The 17,040-nt window shown below is 70.7% G+C and carries 16 protein-coding genes; 8 read left to right on the top strand and 8 right to left on the bottom strand.

From position 1 onward, the window contains the following. Positions 1–83: 83 nt before the first annotated feature. The 3 genes from ACFVJQ_RS30185 to ACFVJQ_RS30195 all read right to left on the bottom strand — a co-directional run bounded on the left by ACFVJQ_RS30185 (position 84) and on the right by ACFVJQ_RS30195 (position 2,721). Positions 84–1,193: a sensor histidine kinase gene (locus ACFVJQ_RS30185; RefSeq protein ID WP_385513339.1), complete on the bottom strand. Its 1,110-nt coding sequence runs from the start codon at positions 1,191–1,193 to the stop codon at positions 84–86. Beyond that, positions 1,190–1,930, bottom strand: a complete 741-nt coding sequence (locus ACFVJQ_RS30190; RefSeq protein WP_129800686.1) for a response regulator transcription factor — start codon at positions 1,928–1,930, stop codon at positions 1,190–1,192. The genes ACFVJQ_RS30185 and ACFVJQ_RS30190 overlap by 4 nt, the downstream gene beginning before the upstream one ends. 113 nt (positions 1,931–2,043) lie before the next feature. Then, a complete protein-coding gene (locus ACFVJQ_RS30195) occupies positions 2,044–2,721 on the bottom strand; it encodes a spermidine synthase (RefSeq protein ID WP_385513338.1) in 678 nt (225 codons plus the stop codon). Positions 2,722–2,928: 207 nt separating this feature from the next. On the opposite strand from ACFVJQ_RS30195, the gene lon reads away from it, so the two are divergent. The 3 genes from lon to ACFVJQ_RS30210 all read left to right on the top strand — a co-directional run bounded on the left by lon (position 2,929) and on the right by ACFVJQ_RS30210 (position 6,687). Beyond that, positions 2,929–5,352, top strand: coding sequence for an endopeptidase La (gene lon, locus ACFVJQ_RS30200; protein WP_385513337.1), 2,424 nt, complete (start codon positions 2,929–2,931; stop codon positions 5,350–5,352). A gap of 207 nt (positions 5,353–5,559) precedes the next feature. Then, a complete protein-coding gene (locus ACFVJQ_RS30205; RefSeq protein ID WP_385513336.1) occupies positions 5,560–5,979 on the top strand; it encodes a hypothetical protein in 420 nt (139 codons plus the stop codon). Positions 5,980–6,195: 216 nt separating this feature from the next. Beyond that, positions 6,196–6,687, top strand: coding sequence for a MarR family winged helix-turn-helix transcriptional regulator (locus tag ACFVJQ_RS30210; protein ID WP_385513335.1), 492 nt, complete (start codon positions 6,196–6,198; stop codon positions 6,685–6,687). A gap of 4 nt (positions 6,688–6,691) precedes the next feature. Here ACFVJQ_RS30210 and ACFVJQ_RS30215 read toward each other — a convergent pair whose 3' ends face one another. Next, a complete protein-coding gene (locus ACFVJQ_RS30215) occupies positions 6,692–7,480 on the bottom strand; it encodes a protein phosphatase 2C domain-containing protein (protein WP_385513334.1) in 789 nt (262 codons plus the stop codon). Between the two features lie 362 nt (positions 7,481–7,842). Between ACFVJQ_RS30215 and ACFVJQ_RS30220 the strand changes: the two genes are divergently transcribed. The 5 genes from ACFVJQ_RS30220 (at position 7,843) to ACFVJQ_RS30240 (ending at position 13,641) form a co-directional block, all read left to right on the top strand. Then, positions 7,843–10,776: a nitrate- and nitrite sensing domain-containing protein gene (locus ACFVJQ_RS30220; protein WP_385788664.1), complete on the top strand. Its 2,934-nt coding sequence runs from the start codon at positions 7,843–7,845 to the stop codon at positions 10,774–10,776. Continuing rightward, a complete protein-coding gene (locus tag ACFVJQ_RS30225; protein WP_224739771.1) occupies positions 10,773–11,276 on the top strand; it encodes a roadblock/LC7 domain-containing protein in 504 nt (167 codons plus the stop codon). The genes ACFVJQ_RS30220 and ACFVJQ_RS30225 overlap by 4 nt, the downstream gene beginning before the upstream one ends. Further along, the gene (locus ACFVJQ_RS30230; protein ID WP_385513332.1) at positions 11,273–11,692 is read left to right on the top strand and encodes a DUF742 domain-containing protein; all 420 of its coding nucleotides are present in this window, start codon (positions 11,273–11,275) and stop codon (positions 11,690–11,692) included. The genes ACFVJQ_RS30225 and ACFVJQ_RS30230 overlap by 4 nt, the downstream gene beginning before the upstream one ends. Next, entirely contained in the window at positions 11,673–12,311 is a 639-nt protein-coding gene (locus ACFVJQ_RS30235) for an ATP/GTP-binding protein (RefSeq protein ID WP_385513331.1), read from the top strand. The genes ACFVJQ_RS30230 and ACFVJQ_RS30235 overlap by 20 nt, the downstream gene beginning before the upstream one ends. A 67-nt stretch (positions 12,312–12,378) precedes the next feature. Beyond that, entirely contained in the window at positions 12,379–13,641 is a 1,263-nt protein-coding gene (locus ACFVJQ_RS30240) for a styrene monooxygenase/indole monooxygenase family protein (protein ID WP_385513330.1), read from the top strand. Here the strand turns inward: ACFVJQ_RS30240 and ACFVJQ_RS30245 are convergent. The 4 genes from ACFVJQ_RS30245 to ACFVJQ_RS30260 all read right to left on the bottom strand — a co-directional run bounded on the left by ACFVJQ_RS30245 (position 13,605) and on the right by ACFVJQ_RS30260 (position 16,956). Continuing rightward, a complete protein-coding gene (locus ACFVJQ_RS30245) occupies positions 13,605–14,750 on the bottom strand; it encodes an NlpC/P60 family protein (RefSeq protein ID WP_385788667.1) in 1,146 nt (381 codons plus the stop codon). The two genes, ACFVJQ_RS30240 and ACFVJQ_RS30245, sit on opposite strands and share 37 nt — an antisense overlap. 101 nt (positions 14,751–14,851) lie before the next feature. Continuing rightward, positions 14,852–15,160 carry a hypothetical protein gene (locus ACFVJQ_RS30250; protein WP_385513328.1) on the bottom strand — a complete coding sequence of 103 codons (309 nt, stop codon included), beginning with the start codon at positions 15,158–15,160 and terminating at the stop codon, positions 14,852–14,854. A 36-nt stretch (positions 15,161–15,196) separates the two neighbouring features. Continuing rightward, positions 15,197–15,847, bottom strand: a complete 651-nt coding sequence (locus tag ACFVJQ_RS30255) for a TetR/AcrR family transcriptional regulator (RefSeq protein ID WP_385513327.1) — start codon at positions 15,845–15,847, stop codon at positions 15,197–15,199. Between the two features lie 170 nt (positions 15,848–16,017). Further along, positions 16,018–16,956, bottom strand: coding sequence for a diiron oxygenase (locus ACFVJQ_RS30260; RefSeq protein WP_385788669.1), 939 nt, complete (start codon positions 16,954–16,956; stop codon positions 16,018–16,020). Positions 16,957–17,040: the final 84 nt, after the last annotated feature.

The raw sequence follows: 17,040 nt of genomic DNA on the forward strand, positions 1-17,040 counted from the left end.
ACGAGACGCGGGCCTTCGCCTGATCACACGTGTCCTGCAGTGCGGACGCCCGTGGATCTTGTGGCTCCGCTTCGAACTTTACGTCAACTTGGCACGGATGGCAGTCCCGGAAGGGTGACAAGGATCCGGCAACCCCGCTCGGATTCGGCCACACCGATCTTGCCGCCGTGCAGATCCACCGCCCAGCGGGCGATCGCCAGGCCGAGGCCCGTGCCGCCGTCGCTGCCCGGACCGTGCGGCCGGCTGACGGCACCCCGGTTGAACCGCTCGAAGACCCGGTGCCACTCCGACCGCGGAATGCCCGGACCCTCGTCCAGGACCTCGAGCTCCAGCGACTGGGGCAGCGCCCCGCGCCGCGCCTTCACCGTGACCCGGCCGTGCGGCGGGCTGTGCTTGACCGCGTTGTCGATCAGGTTGGCGACGACCTGGTGGATCCGCTCCGGGTCGGCGTGCGCGGTCAGCTCCGGCGGGGACACGTCGAGGTGCAGATGGACGTCCGTACGTGTGTGACTGCCGGAGCCGGAGGCGATGCCCGCGCGCGCGGAGGCGACCATGTTGGCCTCCTTCAGCACCCCGGACAGATACGGCCACACCTCGAACCGCCGCATCTTCAGCGGTACGACGCCGTTGTCCAGACGCGACAGGTCGAGGAGCGTCTCCACGAGCCGTCCCAGCCGCTCCGTCTGCTTCAGGGCCGTCCGCATGGTCTCCGGGTCGGCCTCCGTGACGCCGTCCACGATGTTCTCCAGGACCGCGCGCAGCCCGGCGATCGGTGTGCGCAGCTCGTGGGAGACGTTGGCGACCAGCTCCTTGCGCTGGTTGTCCTGGGCCTCCAGGTCGTCGGCCATGCGGTTGATCGTGACGGCCAGGTCGCCCAGCTCGTCCCGCCGGTTCTCACGGACCCGGCGGGTGTAGTCGCCGTGCGAGATGGAGCGGGCCACCGCGTTCATCTCGTCCAGTGGTGCGGTGAGCGAATGCGCCACGAACTGCGTGATCAGCAGGGTGGCGATCATCGAGAAGACCGTGATGAAGCGCAGCTCGGTCTCGGTGCGCATGGCGATCATCATCAGCCCGGTGGTGATCAGTACCGAGATGACGACCAGCGCACCCAGCTTCGTCTTGATCGAGAACGGGCGTACGCCGCCCCAGGGCTCCCCGGGGCTCCTCCGTGCGGCCGGCCGCCCCTCGCTCATGGCGTCGGTGTCTCCAGGGCGTAGCCCACGCCGTGCACCGTGCGGATCCGCTCGGCGCCGATCTTCCGCCGCAGCGCCTTGATGTGGCTGTCGACGGTACGGGTGCCGGAGGCGTCCGCCCAGTCCCACACCTCGGCCAGCAGCTGCTCACGCGAGAGCACCGCGCGCGGCGTGTTCGCCAGGCAGACCAGCAGGTCGAACTCGGTGGGCGTCAGATGCACGTCCTCGCTGCGCACCCGGACCCGGCGCTGTGCGTGGTCGATCTCCAGCTCGCCCAGGCGCAGGATGCCGGTGCGCGGAGTGGCGGCCGCGACCGCGGCCCGCTCGACCCGGCGCAGCAGCACATGCACGCGTGCGGCCAGCTCCCGGATCGAGAACGGCTTGGTCATGTAGTCGTCGGCGCCGACGCCGAGGCCCACCAGCATGTCGGTCTCGTCGTCGCGCGCGGTGAGCATCAGTACCGGCACCGGCCGCTGGGCCTGCACCCGCCGGCAGACCTCCAGACCGTCGAAGCCCGGCAGCATGATGTCGAGAATCAGCAGGTCGGGCTGCCAGGCCTCGGCGGTGTCGACGGCGGCCGGGCCGTCACTGGCCGTCTGTACGAGAAATCCCTCGGCGCGCAGGCGGGCCGCGATGGCGTCGACGATCGTCGCATCGTCCTCGACCACCAGCACCCGGCGCTGTGCGCCCGGGGTGGTCGCCGCCGTGCCGTTGTGGGAGGTGTGTGTCTGCTCCATCGCCCGCCCCTGAAGTGTGCTTTCCGGAATCCGTGGGGTGATCCCATGACTGCGATTGACGCTTGAATGATCGGCGTCAGGGATGCAGCGTACGGGGAGTCACCGCAGCTCGGCTATCCAGGTCGTACGCCGAGATGCACGGCGTCCGGAACGCCCCGGGCAACGGGGATCTCTTCGGTACGCACATACCGGAAACCGGCATTCCGCAAGGATCCTTCAAATTCCGGGGAGGGCTGCGCCGACCACACGGCGAGCACGCCGCCGGGCCTCAACATCCTTGCGCAGCTTGCCAGTCCGGCCGCGGAGTACAGCCCGTCGTTCCCCTCCGTGACGGTCCATCCGGGCCCGTTGTCGATGTCCAGGCACAGCGCGTCGAACGTGGCGGAAGTCTCATTGACGAAGTCGATCAGATCCGCTTCGACGATCTCCGTACGGCTGTCGGCGAGGGCCTCTCGGGACAGCTCGGCGAGCGGTCCGTCGCGGTGCCAGTCGATGACGGCGCGCTCGCGCTCGACCACCGTGATGCGGCCCCAGCGGGGGTTCGCGGCGGCGTGTGCGAGCGAGAATCCGACGCCGAGTCCGCCGATCAGCACAGCGGGCGCCGCCCTCCTGTCCAGGGCGTTCAGCGCCGCGTCGACCAGCCGCCGCTCCGATCGTCCGTCGGAGGTGTCCATCAGGAAACAGCCGTTGACGATGATCTGCAGCAGGGTCCCGTGCCGGCGCAGCACGACCTCGCCCGAGGGGCCCTCACGACGGTCCAGGACTTCGGGGATGTCGTAGGTGGTGGCCATCTGCCCATCCTGGCACTTCTCTGACGGCATGTTGGCGGAATGACGGAGGGGAGTAGCTCGGCTCCCGGCGGCGTTGGCACAGAGGTGGCGCAGGGGCCCGGCGGCGGCTCGGGAGTGATCGCTCAGAGCGAACGGGGCCAGGGGAACATTCGGCGGCTCCCGTGCATTGAGTCGGCATAGCTCAACTTGACTGCCTAAGGGGAGATCATGGCTGCTGAGTCAACGGCGTTCACACCGCTCACTCTGCCCGTGCTGCCGCTCGACGGCGAGGTCGTGCTGCCCGGGATGGTGGTCCCGCTGGACCTGAGCGACGCCGATGTGCGGGCCGCGGTGGAGGCCGCCCAGGCCGCTGCCCGGTCCGAGCCCGGAAAGCCCAAGGTCCTGCTGGTGCCCCGGATCGACGGGACGTACGCGAGCACCGGTGTGCTCGGCACCGTCGAACAGGTCGGGCGGCTCGCCGACGGTGACCCCGGTGCCCTGATCCGGGGGCGGGGGAGGGTGCGGATCGGCGCCGGGACGACCGGGCCGGGTGCCGCGCTGTGGGTCGAGGGGACCAGAGTCGACGAGAGCGTGCCGGAGCCGCTGCCCGGGCACGTCGCCGAACTGGTCAAGGAGTACAAGGCCCTCGCCACCGCCTGGCTGAAGAAGCGCGGCGCATGGCAGGTCGTCGACCGTGTGCAGGCCATCGACGACGTGTCCGCCCTGGCCGACAACTCGGGGTACTCGCCCTTCCTGACCCTCGATCAGAAGATCGAGCTGCTGGAGACCGGCGACCCGGTCGACCGGCTGAAGCTCGCCACCCAGCACCTGCGCGACCACCTCGCCGAGCAGGACGTCGCCGAAACCATCGCCAAGGACGTCCAGGAGGGCGTCGACAAGCAGCAGCGCGAGTTCCTGCTGCGGCGGCAGCTGGAAGCCGTACGCAAGGAACTGCGCGAGCTGAACGGTGAGAAGGACGGCGAGGAGTCCGACGACTACCGCGCCCGCGTCGAGGCCGCCGACCTGCCCGAGAAGGTCCGCGAGGCCGCCCTCAAGGAGGTCGACAAGCTGGAGCGGTCCAGCGACCAGTCGCCCGAGGGCTCGTGGATCCGGACCTGGCTCGACACGGTGCTCGAACTGCCGTGGAACGAGCGGACCGAGGACGCGTACGACATCCAGGGCGCCAAGACGATCCTGGACGCCGAGCACGCGGGCCTGGAGGACGTGAAGGAGCGGATCACCGAATACCTGGCGGTGCGCAAGCGCCGTACGGACCGGGGCCTGGGCGTCGTCGGCGGGCGGCGCGGAGGTGCCGTGCTTGCGCTCGTCGGGCCGCCCGGCGTCGGCAAGACGAGTCTCGGCGAGTCCGTCGCCCACGCCATGGGCCGCAAGTTCGTCCGCGTCGCCCTCGGCGGTGTCCGCGACGAGGCCGAGATCCGCGGTCACCGGCGTACGTACGTCGGTGCGCTGCCCGGCCGTATCGTCCGCGCCATCAAGGAGGCCGGGTCGATGAACCCGGTCGTGCTCCTGGACGAGATCGACAAGGTGGGGTCGGACTTCCGCGGCGACCCGGCCGCGGCCCTGCTGGAGGTCCTCGACCCCGCGCAGAACCACACCTTCCGTGACCACTACCTGGAAGTCGAACTCGACCTGTCCGACGTCGTCTTCCTCGCCACCGCCAACGTCCTGGAGGCCATCCCGGAGGCCCTGCTCGACCGTATGGAGCTGGTCCGGCTCGACGGCTACACCGAGGACGAGAAGATCGTCATCGCCCGTGACCACCTGCTTCCGCGCCAGCTGGAGCGGGCCGGCCTGGACAAGGACGAGGTCGTCATCGACGAGGGCGCGCTGCGCAAGCTCGCCGGCGAGTACACGCGCGAGGCGGGCGTCCGCAACCTCGAGCGGTCCATCGCACGGCTGCTGCGCAAGGTCGCGGCACAGCACGAACTGGGCGAGCGGGAGCTGCCGTTCACGATCGGGGACGGTGACCTGCGGGGTCTGATCGGACGACCGCACCACGTACCCGAGTCCGCCCAGGACCCGGCGGAGCGGCGTACGGCCGTGCCCGGCGTGGCGACTGGCCTCGCGGTCACCGGAGCGGGCGGAGACGTGCTGTTCGTCGAGGCGTCGCTGTCCGACCCGGAGACGGGCGCGGCGGGCCTGACGCTGACCGGACAGTTGGGTGACGTGATGAAGGAGTCGGCGCAGATCGCGCTGAGCTTCCTGCGCAGCCACGGCGCCGAGCTCGAACTGCCGGTCGCCGACCTGAAGGACCGGGGCGTACACATCCACTTCCCGGCGGGTGCGGTGCCGAAGGACGGCCCGAGCGCGGGCATCACGATGACGACGGCACTGGCGTCACTCCTGTCCGGCCGTCTGGTGCGTACGGACGTGGCGATGACCGGCGAGGTCTCGCTGACCGGCCGCGTCCTGCCGATCGGCGGCGTGAAGCAGAAGCTGCTCGCCGCGCACCGTGCGGGTGTCACCACCGTGATCATCCCCAAGCGCAACGAGCCCGACCTGGACGACGTCCCGGCCGAGGTGCTGGACAAGCTCGACGTCCACGCCGTCACCGACGTCCGCCAGGTCCTCGAACTGGCCCTGTCGCCGGCCACGAACGGCGCGGAGCCGGAGGTTCCGGTCGCGGCGTGACGGACGTGACCGGATGGGCAAGGCCCGGGTCCCGTGAGGGAGGCCCGGGCCTTCGCCGTGAGTGCGTATTAACCACCTTTACCCCTTGTGGTGTCAAGTCACGAATATTCGGAACATGACCTTTTTGTGCAGTTCCGGCCTACTTGAAGTGCGGCCTTACCCGAAACGCCGGAAAACGAAAAGGCCCCTCCGAAGTAGGAGGAATCCGTGACTCGCACCAAGGAAAACAAGCAGGAAATCCGCCAGAAGCGCAGAATCCGTGTCGCGACCATCGCGGCTTCGGGCGTGGTGGCCGCCGGAGGGATCATCCTCCCGGCGAGCGCTGCCTCGGCGTCCTCGGTGCCCGAATCGCCGACCGTGAGCACGGTCGCCACGCACGGCGACCACGGGCACAAGTACTGGCACTGCAAGTGGCACAAGCACCACAAGTTCGGGGAGTGGCACAAGCACTGCAAGTGGTACAAGCACCACGACCACCACTGGAATGACGACCGCGACCACCGCTGGGACGACGACCGCGATCATCACTGGAAGGACAGGCACGATCGCGACTGGAAGGACAGGCACGATCGCGACTGGAAGGACAGGTTCGATTACTGGAAGGACAGGTACGATTACCACTGGTAACGGCGGCGGCGTCGACTGATCCCGACAGAACCGCGCCGCGAACCGAACCGCCCCGACCCGCTGCCCCGCCGTCCTTCCGTCCGGTGGGGCAGCGGCAGTGTGTCGTCGACCTGGCACTGCCGTTGGTCTACGCCTGCGAAATACTGAGAGAGCTGCGGCAATGGCCGGTGGCTGGCAGGAACTTTCAGGATCGGGAAACCGGATCAGGGGACTGACGTGCACGTGGACGGAAACGGCGACGGACATCGCGGCGGAAGCGGCGCGTCGCCGACTGGTGTGGACCAGGAGTTCCTGGCCCTGGAACGCGAGCTGACCGTGTTCCTGCGGCGGGCCCGCGCCAACCAGGGCGAGATGGCCCGCGAGGTCCATCCGGACCTGGAGTCGGCCGCGTACGGACTCCTCGTACGGCTGGAGGAGTGCGGCGCGCAGCGGGCCACCGAGCTCGCGGCCTACATCGGCGTCGGCAAGGCCACCATGTCCCGCCAGCTCCGTGCCCTCGAGGAGCTGGGGCTGGTGGCCCGCGAACCCGATCCGGCGGACGGCCGCGCCTGGCTGGTGCACCTCACCGATGAGGGGCGGACGCGGGTGCAGCGGGTCCGGGAGGCCCGCCGGGCGCGGTACGTCAGCAAGCTCGCCCACTGGGACCGCCGCGAGGTGGCCGAACTCGCCCGGCTGTTGCACCAGTTGAACACCGGGATGGAGAAGTAGCCCGTCAGAGCTCCGCGTAGACGGCCGTCGCGTCGTCGTGGGTCTTGCTGCGGCCCAGATACGTCCGCTCCTCGCGGTCGGCGGCCTCAAGGGTGCGGACGCGGTCGATCAGCGCCTGCGCCCCCTTCTTGCGTACGAAGGTGAAGAGGTCCGTCCAGTCGCCCTCCCGGAACTTCTCCGTCCACCGGGTCGCCCCGTCCGTCAGCGCGGCCAGGGCGCGGACCTCGCTGCGCGGCAGGGCCCCGGTCACCGCCCGTGCGGCCACCGAGGGATCCGCGGCGGCCGTGAAGAAGCCGCCCTCCTTGTTGCGGACGGTGGCGTCGACCAGGGCGTCGGTGGCCAGGCTCGCGCGGGGGAGGCGGGACAGGCGGTCGTCGAGGTACGGCGTGACCGTGCCGTCGGGGGACTCGACGAGGAGTGTCGAGTCGGAGAGGACCAGATACTCGACGGTCGCCGGGGACCAGCGGGCGAGGACCACGGTCGCCTGCGGGGTGCGCGGGTGAGAAAGCTCACAGGTTTCGGCATGGGCCTCGGCCGTACGCGCTATGGCGCGGGCCAGGGCGTCGGACAGGGGAACATCCGGGAGTGAAACGGTCAGTTCGGTCAGCGCCCCGCCGAGCCGGGCGGTGTACCAGTGAACGGAATGCAGACAGCCCGTCTCACCCCTCGGCGGGGTCACTCCGTCCAGCACCACGAGCGAACCACCCTGTCCGCAGGCGGGAAGTCCGACACTGGCGAAGTCCTCGTTGGGGCGGGCCGGATCAGCCGGCTCCGAAACCAGTTCTGTGCGCATCCGGCCAGTCTGCACGAGCCCTTCACAAGGTCCGCGAAAGGGTGCCATCGGTCGCCGGATCGACGTACCGTCGCAGGTCAGGCGCCGGGTTTGGGGTGGAATGGCGGACTCCGGGAAGACGTGGCGGCGAATAGTGCCAAAGCCCGCCGCCCACGTCCAACCGGCCCGCCGCGCGGGGCCGTCGCACACGCCGGAGGAACTTGCCCGCCAACTCCCCTCCGATGTTCACTCCTTCGGGTGGCGGGTCAGGTGATGGGCGACCACTGACCACCGGCACTGGGAGGGTCGGGGACCGGAACCGCACCGGGTGTGCACACCAGTTGACGGAGCGTCGCCCGGGCCCATGGGTACACGAGTCAGGAATGCGAGCACCGGTGCAGAAGAAGAGGCCTCGGCGCACAGGCAAGCAGACGGCCTCCGAAGGGGGCGCGGAGCGCACCCCTGTCGGCAGGGGTCGTCCGACCCACGTACGCAACCGGCTGATCGTGGCCGTCGCCGTCGTGGCCGCCGCCATCGCCGGGGCTGGCGCCCCCTCGGTCATCGCCGCCTCCGGGCAGCTGAGCGACAGCCAGGACCTGGTGACGCTGGCCGGGCAGACCCGGGACGCCCTCGTCCTGGCCCACTCCCTTGCCGACGAACGCGACGAGGTCACCTCCTACGTCGCGGCCGGCCGCCCCAAGTCCAAGGCGCCCTCCGAGCAGCGCAGCGCCCGGGTCGACCGGCAGGTCGAGGAGCTGCGCGCGAACACCGACACCCCCGCCTCGCTGCGGGCGGACCTCGATGGCATCGCAGCCGTACGCAGAGCGGCGCTCACCGGAAAGAGCACCGCTCTCGAAGCGCACGAGGCCTACTCCGACGCCATCGGCGAACTCCACCGGCTCGCCGAGGAACTGGCCGAACAGTTCCCGCCCCGCGCAGGCTCCGGCGCGTACGCCCTCGCCGAGCTCGACACCACCGTCCAGCAGGCCGCCGCCACCCGCGGACTGCTCCTCGCCGCCCTCAACGTGCCGCGCACCACCCAGACGGTCATCGACCCCGTCACCGGCCTGCCGACCGAGACCGTCGTCTCCTCGGACGCCGACACCGAACAGCGCGCCGCCCTCACCGCCGCCGCCCTGCAGGCCCGGCTGCGCTCCGACGCCGCCCTCGCCGACTTCCACGACACCGCGACCAAGTCCGCCCGCACCTCCTACGACTCCACGGTCACCGGCCCCGAGGTCAACGCCGCCGACCAGTACCTCGCCGCCCTCACCGACCAGCCCACCCTCTCCGACCGCGAACTCGCCACCAGCGCCGACAAGCTGGACGCCGCCCTCTCCGCCCGCGTCAACACCATGCGCGGCGTCGAGTCCGCCCTCTACGAGCGCCGCATCGAGGACCTCGAGGCGCTGCGCGACGACGATGTCACCGAGCTGGAGATCCGTATCGCGATCCTCGGCGCCCTGATACTCCTCGCCGTCGGTGTCGCCACCGGCCTGGCCCGCAGCCTCACCCGCCCGCTCGCCGTCCTGCGGATCGGTTCGGCCCGGCTGGCCGGCGCCGAGGCCCCGGCCGCCGAAGAGCCGGTGAAGTTCACCGGCCGCAACGACGAGTTCGCCCAGGTCGTCCGCTCGGTCAACGCCCTGCACGCGCAGGCCGTGGCCCTGCACGAGCGCGTCACCACCCTCGAGTCCGACCGCAAGCACCTCATCGGCCAGCGGCAGAAGATGGCCGACGCCCGCGAGGAACTGCGCGCCGAACTCGACGAGGCCGCCGGCCGGCTGCAGCGGCTGCGCGAGAGCATCGGCGGCACCTTCGTCAACCTCGCGCTGCGCACCCTCGGCCTGGTCGAGCGGCAGCTCGGCGTCATCGAGGGCCTGGAGGAGCGTGAGCAGGACCCCGACCGGCTCGCCACCCTGTTCAAGCTCGACCACTTCGCCACCGTCATGCGTCGGCACAGCGAGAACCTGCTCGTCCTGGCCGGCGCCGAGCACATCCAGCAGCACGCCGGGCCCGTCCCGATGGTCGACGTGGTGCGTGCCGCGGTCAGCGAGATCGAGCGGTACGAGCGGGTCCGGATCGCCGCGCTGCCGCCGCACGCGCACATCGCCGGGTTCGCCGCGGACGACCTGTCGCACCTGCTGGCCGAACTCATGGAGAACGCCACCGCGTTCTCCCCGCCCGACCTGCCCGTCGAGGTCTCCGGCTGGCTGCTGGAGAACGGCGAGGTCATGCTCTCCGTCCAGGACGAGGGCATCGGCATGACCGACGAGCGGATGAGCCGCCTCAACGCCCGCCTCGCCGACCTCGACCCCGAGGCGACGTACGACCAGGAGGGCGAGGACGGGCTCGGGCTCGGTCTGTACGTCGTCGCCCGGCTCGCCCAGCGGCACGGGGTGCGGGTGCAGTTGCGCGCGCAGAAGCAGGGCGGGGTCGCGGCCGTCGTCGTACTGCCCCAGGGGCTCCTCGCGCAGGCCCCGCAGTCCGCGGTCCCGACGGTCACGCCGGCGGCCGCCGGTACGCACACGTTCTCCCTGCCGGGCGCCGACGCGGAGGCCAACTCCAACGTCCTGCACGGTCGCTCGGACAGCGGCGACCCGCTGGTCGCGCTGGCGGAGAAGGCCGTACAGGCGCGGGACGCGGAGCCGGAGGAGCCGGTACGGGAGCAGGCCGCCGAGCCCGAGGAGACCGCGGCGACCGACGAGTCCACCGGGGCCGACGAGGCCGTACGGGACACCGCGGAGACCGACGAGGCCGTACGGGAGACCGCGGAGCCGCACGAGAGCGTGCCCGCGCCCGAAGCCCCCGCCGAGACCACGATGGAGCTCCTCATCCCGGAGCCCACGCCCGCGGAACCGGCCACGGCAGTACTCCCCGCGGACGCGCATCCCGACGACCCGTACGCCCCCGAGGCCCGCCCCACCGAGCCTCGGCCCGCGGACGCGTACCCCGCGGACGCGCACCGTACGGACGCGCCCCCCGCCGGCCCCTATTCCATCGGCCCCGACACCCACGAGCGCACCCCCGACGAGGGGGACGAGCCCGTCACCGACAAGGGGTTGCCCAAGCGCACCCCGAAGATCACCGCGCCCGTTTCGGCGCCCCGGCCGCGCAGCGGATCCGTCGACGCCGAGGCACTGCGCCGCCGGCTGGGCGGCTTCCGCCGGGGAGCGGAGGCCGGTCGCCGGGACGTCGAGGCGGAAATCGCCGAACGCACGGCCGAGACGACGACGCCGGACGCAGCGTCCCGGACACCCAGCGCACACGCACATGCCGAAGAAGCCACGGGGGGCACCGTCGAGGAGGCAAGCAGTTGACCGCTCCCAGTACCTTCGGACTGAGCAGTGAGGCCCGCAATCTGCACTGGCTGCTGACCAACCTCGTCGAGGAGGTGCCCGGCATCCTCTCGGTCGCGGTGGTCTCCTCGGACGGTCTGCTGCTGCTCTCCTCCGACCCCGGCCGGAACGAGGCGGCGCGCCGGCCCCGGGAGGACCGGCCCACCGGTCCGCGCGGCTCCTCCGCCGACCTCGCCACCATCGTCTCCGGCATCGGCAGCCTCACCATCGGCGCAGCCAAGCTGCTGGACTTCGGCGGCGTGAAGCACACGATGGTCGCGATGGACGAGGGCAGCCTGTTCGTGATGTCGATCAGCGACGGTTCGCTGCTCGGCGTGCACGGCTCCGCGGACTGCGACATGAGCGTCGTGGCGTACCACATGGCGCTGTTCGTCGGCCGCGCCGGTCACGTCCTGACGCCCGAACTCCGCAGCGAGCTCCGAAAATCCCTGGAGTCCGAACCTACGGGGAGTGCCCGATGAGCAGTACGCCCAAGAAGCTTCCCGTGCGCGGCGGCGACCGCAAGCCCGCCCGGGTGCGCCCCTACTCGCTGACCGGCGGCCGTACCCGCTTCGGGCATGTGCTGCTGGTCGAGACGTTCGTGGCCAGCACCGCCGCCCTCGAAGCGCCCGAGGAACGCAAGGAACTGACGAATGGTTCCCTCACCACCCGGGTGATGCCGGAGATGCGGGCCATCGTCGAACTGTGCCGCCGGATGCGCACGGTGGCCGAGATCGCCGCGCTGCTGAAGATGCCGCTCGGTGTGGTCCGCGTGCTGCTGAGCGATCTCGCGGACCAGGGAAAGATCCGTGTGTACGGAACCGGAACCGGTCACGGCACGGGCCGGCCGGACCGCGCTCTGCTGGAAAGGGTGCTGAGTGGACTCCGTCGTCTCTGACGCCGCCCGTGGCGTCTCCCCCCTCGTCGAGCCCGACGACAACCTCAAGGCCTGGCAGACGGACCGCACCCGTGCCCCCATCGCCACGAAGATCGTCGTGGCGGGCGGCTTCGGCGTGGGCAAGACCACGCTGGTCACCTCGGTCTCGGAGATCACGCCGCTCCAGACGGAGGCGCTGATGACCGAGGCCAGTGAGGAGACCGACGACCTCACCGCCACGCCCGGCAAGCTGACCACTACCGTGGCCATGGACTTCGGCCGCATCACGCTCGACGACGACCTGGTGCTCTACCTGTTCGGCACGCCGGGCCAGCAGCGGTTCTGGTTCATGTGGGACGACCTGGTGCGCGGCGCGATCGGTGCCGTGGTGCTGGCCGACACCCGCCGGCTGAAGGACTGCTTCCCGGCGCTTGACTACTTCGAGAGCTGCGGACTGCCGTACGTCGTCGCGGTCAACCACTTCGACGGCACGGAGCTGTTCGAGCCGGAGGACGTGCGGGAGGCGCTGACGATCCCGCGCCACATACCTGTCATGATCATGGACGCGCGGCGCCGGATCTCGGTGATCGAGACCCTCCTGGCCCTGGTGGCCCACGCGCTCGAGGAAACCCCCGAGTAATCCCCGAGACTCCCGAGTTGTCCCGCGTAGTCCTGAGCAGCCCAGTAGTCGGAGGAGACACCCCCGCATGCGGAAGATACTCGTCGTCGGAGCCGGCCAGTCCGGACTCCAGCTCGCCCTCGGCCTGCAGTCCCACGGGTACGAGGTCACCCTGATGTCCAACCGGACGGCGGACGAGATCCGTACCGGCCGGGTCATGTCGACGCAGTGCATGTTCCACACGGCCCTCCAGCACGAGCGCGATCTCCAGCTGAACTTCTGGGAGTCCCAGGCCCCGAAGATCGAAGGACTCGGCGTCTCGGTCGCGGCCCCCGGCTCGCACGATCCGGGCCCGACGCAGCGGGCGATCGACTGGGTGGGCACCCTCGACGGGTATGCGCAGTCGGTCGACCAGCGGGTGAAGATGGCCGGCTGGATGGAGACCTTCGCCCAGCGCGGCGGCCAGCTGGTCATCCACGGCGCGGCGGTCGGCGACCTCGACTACTTCTCCCGTACGTACGACCTGGTCCTCGTCTCCGCGGGCAAGGGCGAGCTGGTGTCCATGTTCGGCCGCGACCCGGAGAGGTCCCCGTACAGCGAGCCGCAGCGCGCCCTCGCCGTCGCCTACGTGCACGGCCTGGGCCCGCGCCCGGAGCACCCGGAGTTCGACGCGGTCCGCTGCAACCTGGTGCCCGGCGTCGGTGAGCTGTTCGTCATGCCGACCCTCACCACCTCCGGCCGCGCCGACATCCTGTTCTGGGAAGGCATACCCGGCGGCCCGCTGGACGTCTTCAACGGCGTCAAGGACCCGGCGGAGCACCTCTCCCTGACCCTGGAACTCATGGAGAAGTTCGTCCCCTGGGAGTACGCGCGGGCCACCAAGGTGGAACTGACCGACGCGAACGGCACGCTCTCCGGCCGCTACGCCCCCACCGTGCGCAACCCCGTCGGCCGCCTGCCCGGCGGCGGTCTGGTGCTCGGCGTCGCCGACGTGGTCGTCGCCAACGACCCGATCACCGGCCAGGGCTCCAACTCGGCGTCCAAGTGCGCCGCCTCCTACCTCGCCTCGATCCTCGAGCACGGGGACAAGGAGTTCGACGAGGCGTGGATGCGGCAGACCTTCGACCGCTACTGGGACACCGCCCAGCACGTCACCAAGTGGACGAACGCCATGCTGGCCCCGCCGCCGGAGCACATCCTGGGCCTCATCGGCGCCGCCGGACAGCTCCAGCCCGTCGCCGACCGCTTCGCCAACGGCTTCAACGACCCGGCGGACTTCGAGAACTTCTTCTACGAGCCGGAGAAGACGGCCGCCTACCTCGCCGAGGTCGGCGGCGCGGCCGAGGCGTAACCCTCGTCCGACCCGTCCATGGCCCCCTTGGGGAGCTTCGGCGGCGCGTACCGCCGCAGGGGCTCCCCGTCGGGGTCGGGCCGGACGGCCCCCAGGATCGGGTTGGCCGCGATCGGCGAGACCTTGACCTTCGCGCCCGGCCGCGGCGCCTGGACCACCATCCCGTCGCCGAGGTACATCGCCACATGCGTGGCCTCCGGGAAGTACACCACCAGGTCCCCGGGCCGCAGCGCGCTCATCGGGATGCGCTTCAGACGTGCCCACTGCTCCTGGCTGGTCCGCGGGATCGTCGTCCCGGCCTTCGCCCAGGCCTGCGAGGTCAGCCCCGAGCAGTCGAACGACTTCGGCCCCTCCGCGCCCCACTCGTAGGGCTTCCCCAGCTGACGCACGGCGTAGCGCAGGGCCCGGTCGCCCTGCTGGGTCGGCTTCTGCACACTGCTGAGGGCGCCGGACGCCAGGAACTCCTTCTGCGCCTTGGCGATCCCGTTCTTCTCGAACTCGGCGAGCGCCGCCAGCTGCTCGGCACTGAGCGAGGCGAGCATCTCCTCCACCGCGTCCAGCCGCCTGCGCACCTCGTCCCGCTGCTTCTTCTGCCGTGCGGCGAGGGTGAGCTGGCGGTCGAGGGCCGTGCGGGCCTTACGGGCCAGCTCGTCGGCCTTACGCTCGCCGCCTGCCAGCTCGGCCACCGTCTTGGCCCGCTCCCGGGCCAACTGGCCGATCACATGCCCCTGCTCGAGCGCGCGCTGCGGATCGCGGGCGAGCAGCAGCCGTACGTACGGGGAGATGTCGGTGCTGCCCTGGTACTGCTGCCGGGCCAGCCGTCCGGCGGAGCTCCGGCTGTCCTGCAGGGCGAGCCGGGCGCGGGCCAGCGCGGTGTCCAGCCGGCGGACCTCGGTGCGCTGCTTCCTCAGCTTCTCCTCGGTGGCGTTGTGGGACTCGGTGGCCCGCTCGGCCTCCCGGTACAGCCGCCGAAGGTCCGTCAGCAGCTCGGCCACGGTTCGCTTCCCAGGTACGGGCGGCTGCGGTGCGGCGGCCGCGGGTACGGCGGCGAGCACGGCGTGGGCCGCCACGGTCGCCGTACACACCAGACGCAGGAGCCTTCCTGACACGTCATCACCTCCGGTGCGGGCAGCGTCTGCGCTCCGCACCGCGAGCATCCCCGGGTCCGCGCGGGGCGCTCGCCGGGTGTGCGCGGGATGGCGTAACCAGGTCACCCGTCGGCGTCGTCCGGTTTGCTGCCCGGCGTGGCGTCGGGCTTGGCATCCGGTTTGGACCACGGCCATCTGAGGCGGCTGCCGCCCTGGTCGCCGCTGGGGTCGTGGACGTACTTCCAGCGCTGCGTGAGCCGGCCGTGTCCTCGTGGCACGCGGCGGTAGACCAGCACGGTGGGCGGGCCGCCGTGCGGGTCCGGCACGGGGATGCGGTACGTCTTGGGCGGGTGCCCGGTGAGCCCGAGGAGCACGGGCAGGACGCGGCCGTCCATGGGCCCGCCCTCGAAGGGGGTGTCTTCGCTCTTCACGGGACCAGTCTCAGGTATTCGTCCCGGGTGTCCGCTTCAGGTGCCCGCCGAGGCGAGGGCCTGCACGACCGAGGCGGTCTGGGGGTCGCGGGCGGCGGTCACCGAGAGCACCGCGACGAACTGCTCCACCAGCCAGTCCCGCAGCTCGTCGACGGGCGGCTGCTTGTTCTCGTCGAGCCAGATCAGCGAGGCCGCCTCCACGGCGGTGATCCACATGCGTACGGTCATTCGCAGCCGGGGGGTTGGTTCCGTGATGTCCAGGTGCCGCAGGATGTGATCGGCCGCGGCCCGTCGTACGCCGTCCACGATGGCGGTCGTGCGGGACGTCTCGACGACGCTGCCGCCCTGGAGGAGGGCGCTGAAGCCGGCGTCGTGCTGGTCGACGAAGGCGAGATAGCGGTCCAGGGCGCGGCGCAGGCGGGGGAGGAGCGGGCCCTGTCTCGGCTCGTCGAAGCACTGCTCGAGTTCCTCGGCGGCGGAACGCAGGGCGGCCTCGTACAGCTGTTGCTTGCCGCCCGGGAAGTAGCGGTAGACCAGAGGGCGGGAGACCCCGGCTGCCTCCGCCACGTCGTCGAGGGAGACGTCCTCGGGGGCGCGGTGGGCGAAGAGGGTGAGGGCGGCGGTCAGGAGTTGGGTGCGGCGTTCCTCTACGCTCAGGCGGCGGTAGGCGGGGGTGGCGGGGGTCATGACCGCAGCGTAATCGTGCGGTCGCTTGAATCGGCACTCGGCATGGGGGCTGGCGCCGGGGTGGGTGCGCAGCCCGGCGCTGCGGGGTGCCGCTGCGCCCACCCTCCCCCACTCTCGGCTTCGCTCGAGCGGGGGGACCCCCATCGCCCCAGCGGCACGACTGCCCGCAGCTAGGCCAGGAGCCCGGACGACTTCCACAGCCGTCGGCCGACTCCTCGCAGTACTCCGATGTCGTCCAGGAAGTCCGTCAGGCGCTTCGCGCCCGTCTGCATGATCTCGCGGCGGTGGGCGCTTGCCTTGACCTGGGCCATTGCCTCACGTTTGTCCAGGCCCACGTTGGTGTAGACCTCGGGGTTGATGAAGGCGACCGAGAAGACGCGGGCGAACTCGCCGGAGGTGATGCGGGCGAACTCCTGGGACCACTTGGGGGCGGTCACCATCTGGCGGCGCAGTTCCTCGCGGGCGTAGCGGACGTGGCGGGCCTCCTCGACGACGTGGATGCGTGTCACGCCCCGGATCAGTGGCTGCACACGCTCGTCCGGGAAGGTCAGCCGCTGCATCCAGTCGAGGACCTCCTCGCCGAGCAGGGTCGCGGTGAAGGAACCGGGCGTGGTGGAGATGGTCTTGAAGAGGCGGCCGAGCTGCTGGTGGGTGCGGCTCACCGGGTACCAGGGCGTCTCACCGTGCGCTATCAGCCGGGCGAACATCTTGGAGTGCCGGCACTCGTCCTCGATCTCGGTGAGGGCGTAGCGGACGTGTGCGCTCGTCGCCGCCTTGTCGTAGATGTGCCGGACCAGCAGCTGCATCAGGATGAGCTCGAACCAGATGCCGAGCGAGGCGAGCGCGGCGGCCTCGTGCTGGGAGAGCAGAATGCGCTGCTCCTCGCTCATCCGCTTCCACATCGGCGTGCCGTACAACGACACCAACTCCGGCGGCCAGAACCACTTGCCCTCCTCGAAGGGCGCGTCCCAGTCGAGTTCCTTGTCCGGGTCGAAGGAGTGCTTCGCTGAGGAGTCGAGCAGCCGCTCGGCCACCTGCTCGCGGTCCTTGAGCAGGCCGAGCGCGTCGCGCAGTCCTTCGAGTGCGTCGGTTTCGGTGAGGGATGTCATGCCGCTATGAGACTGCCTGTCAGCAAGGCCGTCAATCCCCTGCGCGCGACTTGTTGACCCCGCGTCTACTACGTGTGAACCTGC

The organism is Streptomyces sp. NPDC127197, from assembly GCF_042672405.1.
Taxonomy (GTDB): Bacteria; Actinomycetota; Actinomycetes; order Streptomycetales; family Streptomycetaceae; genus Streptomyces; species Streptomyces flavusporus.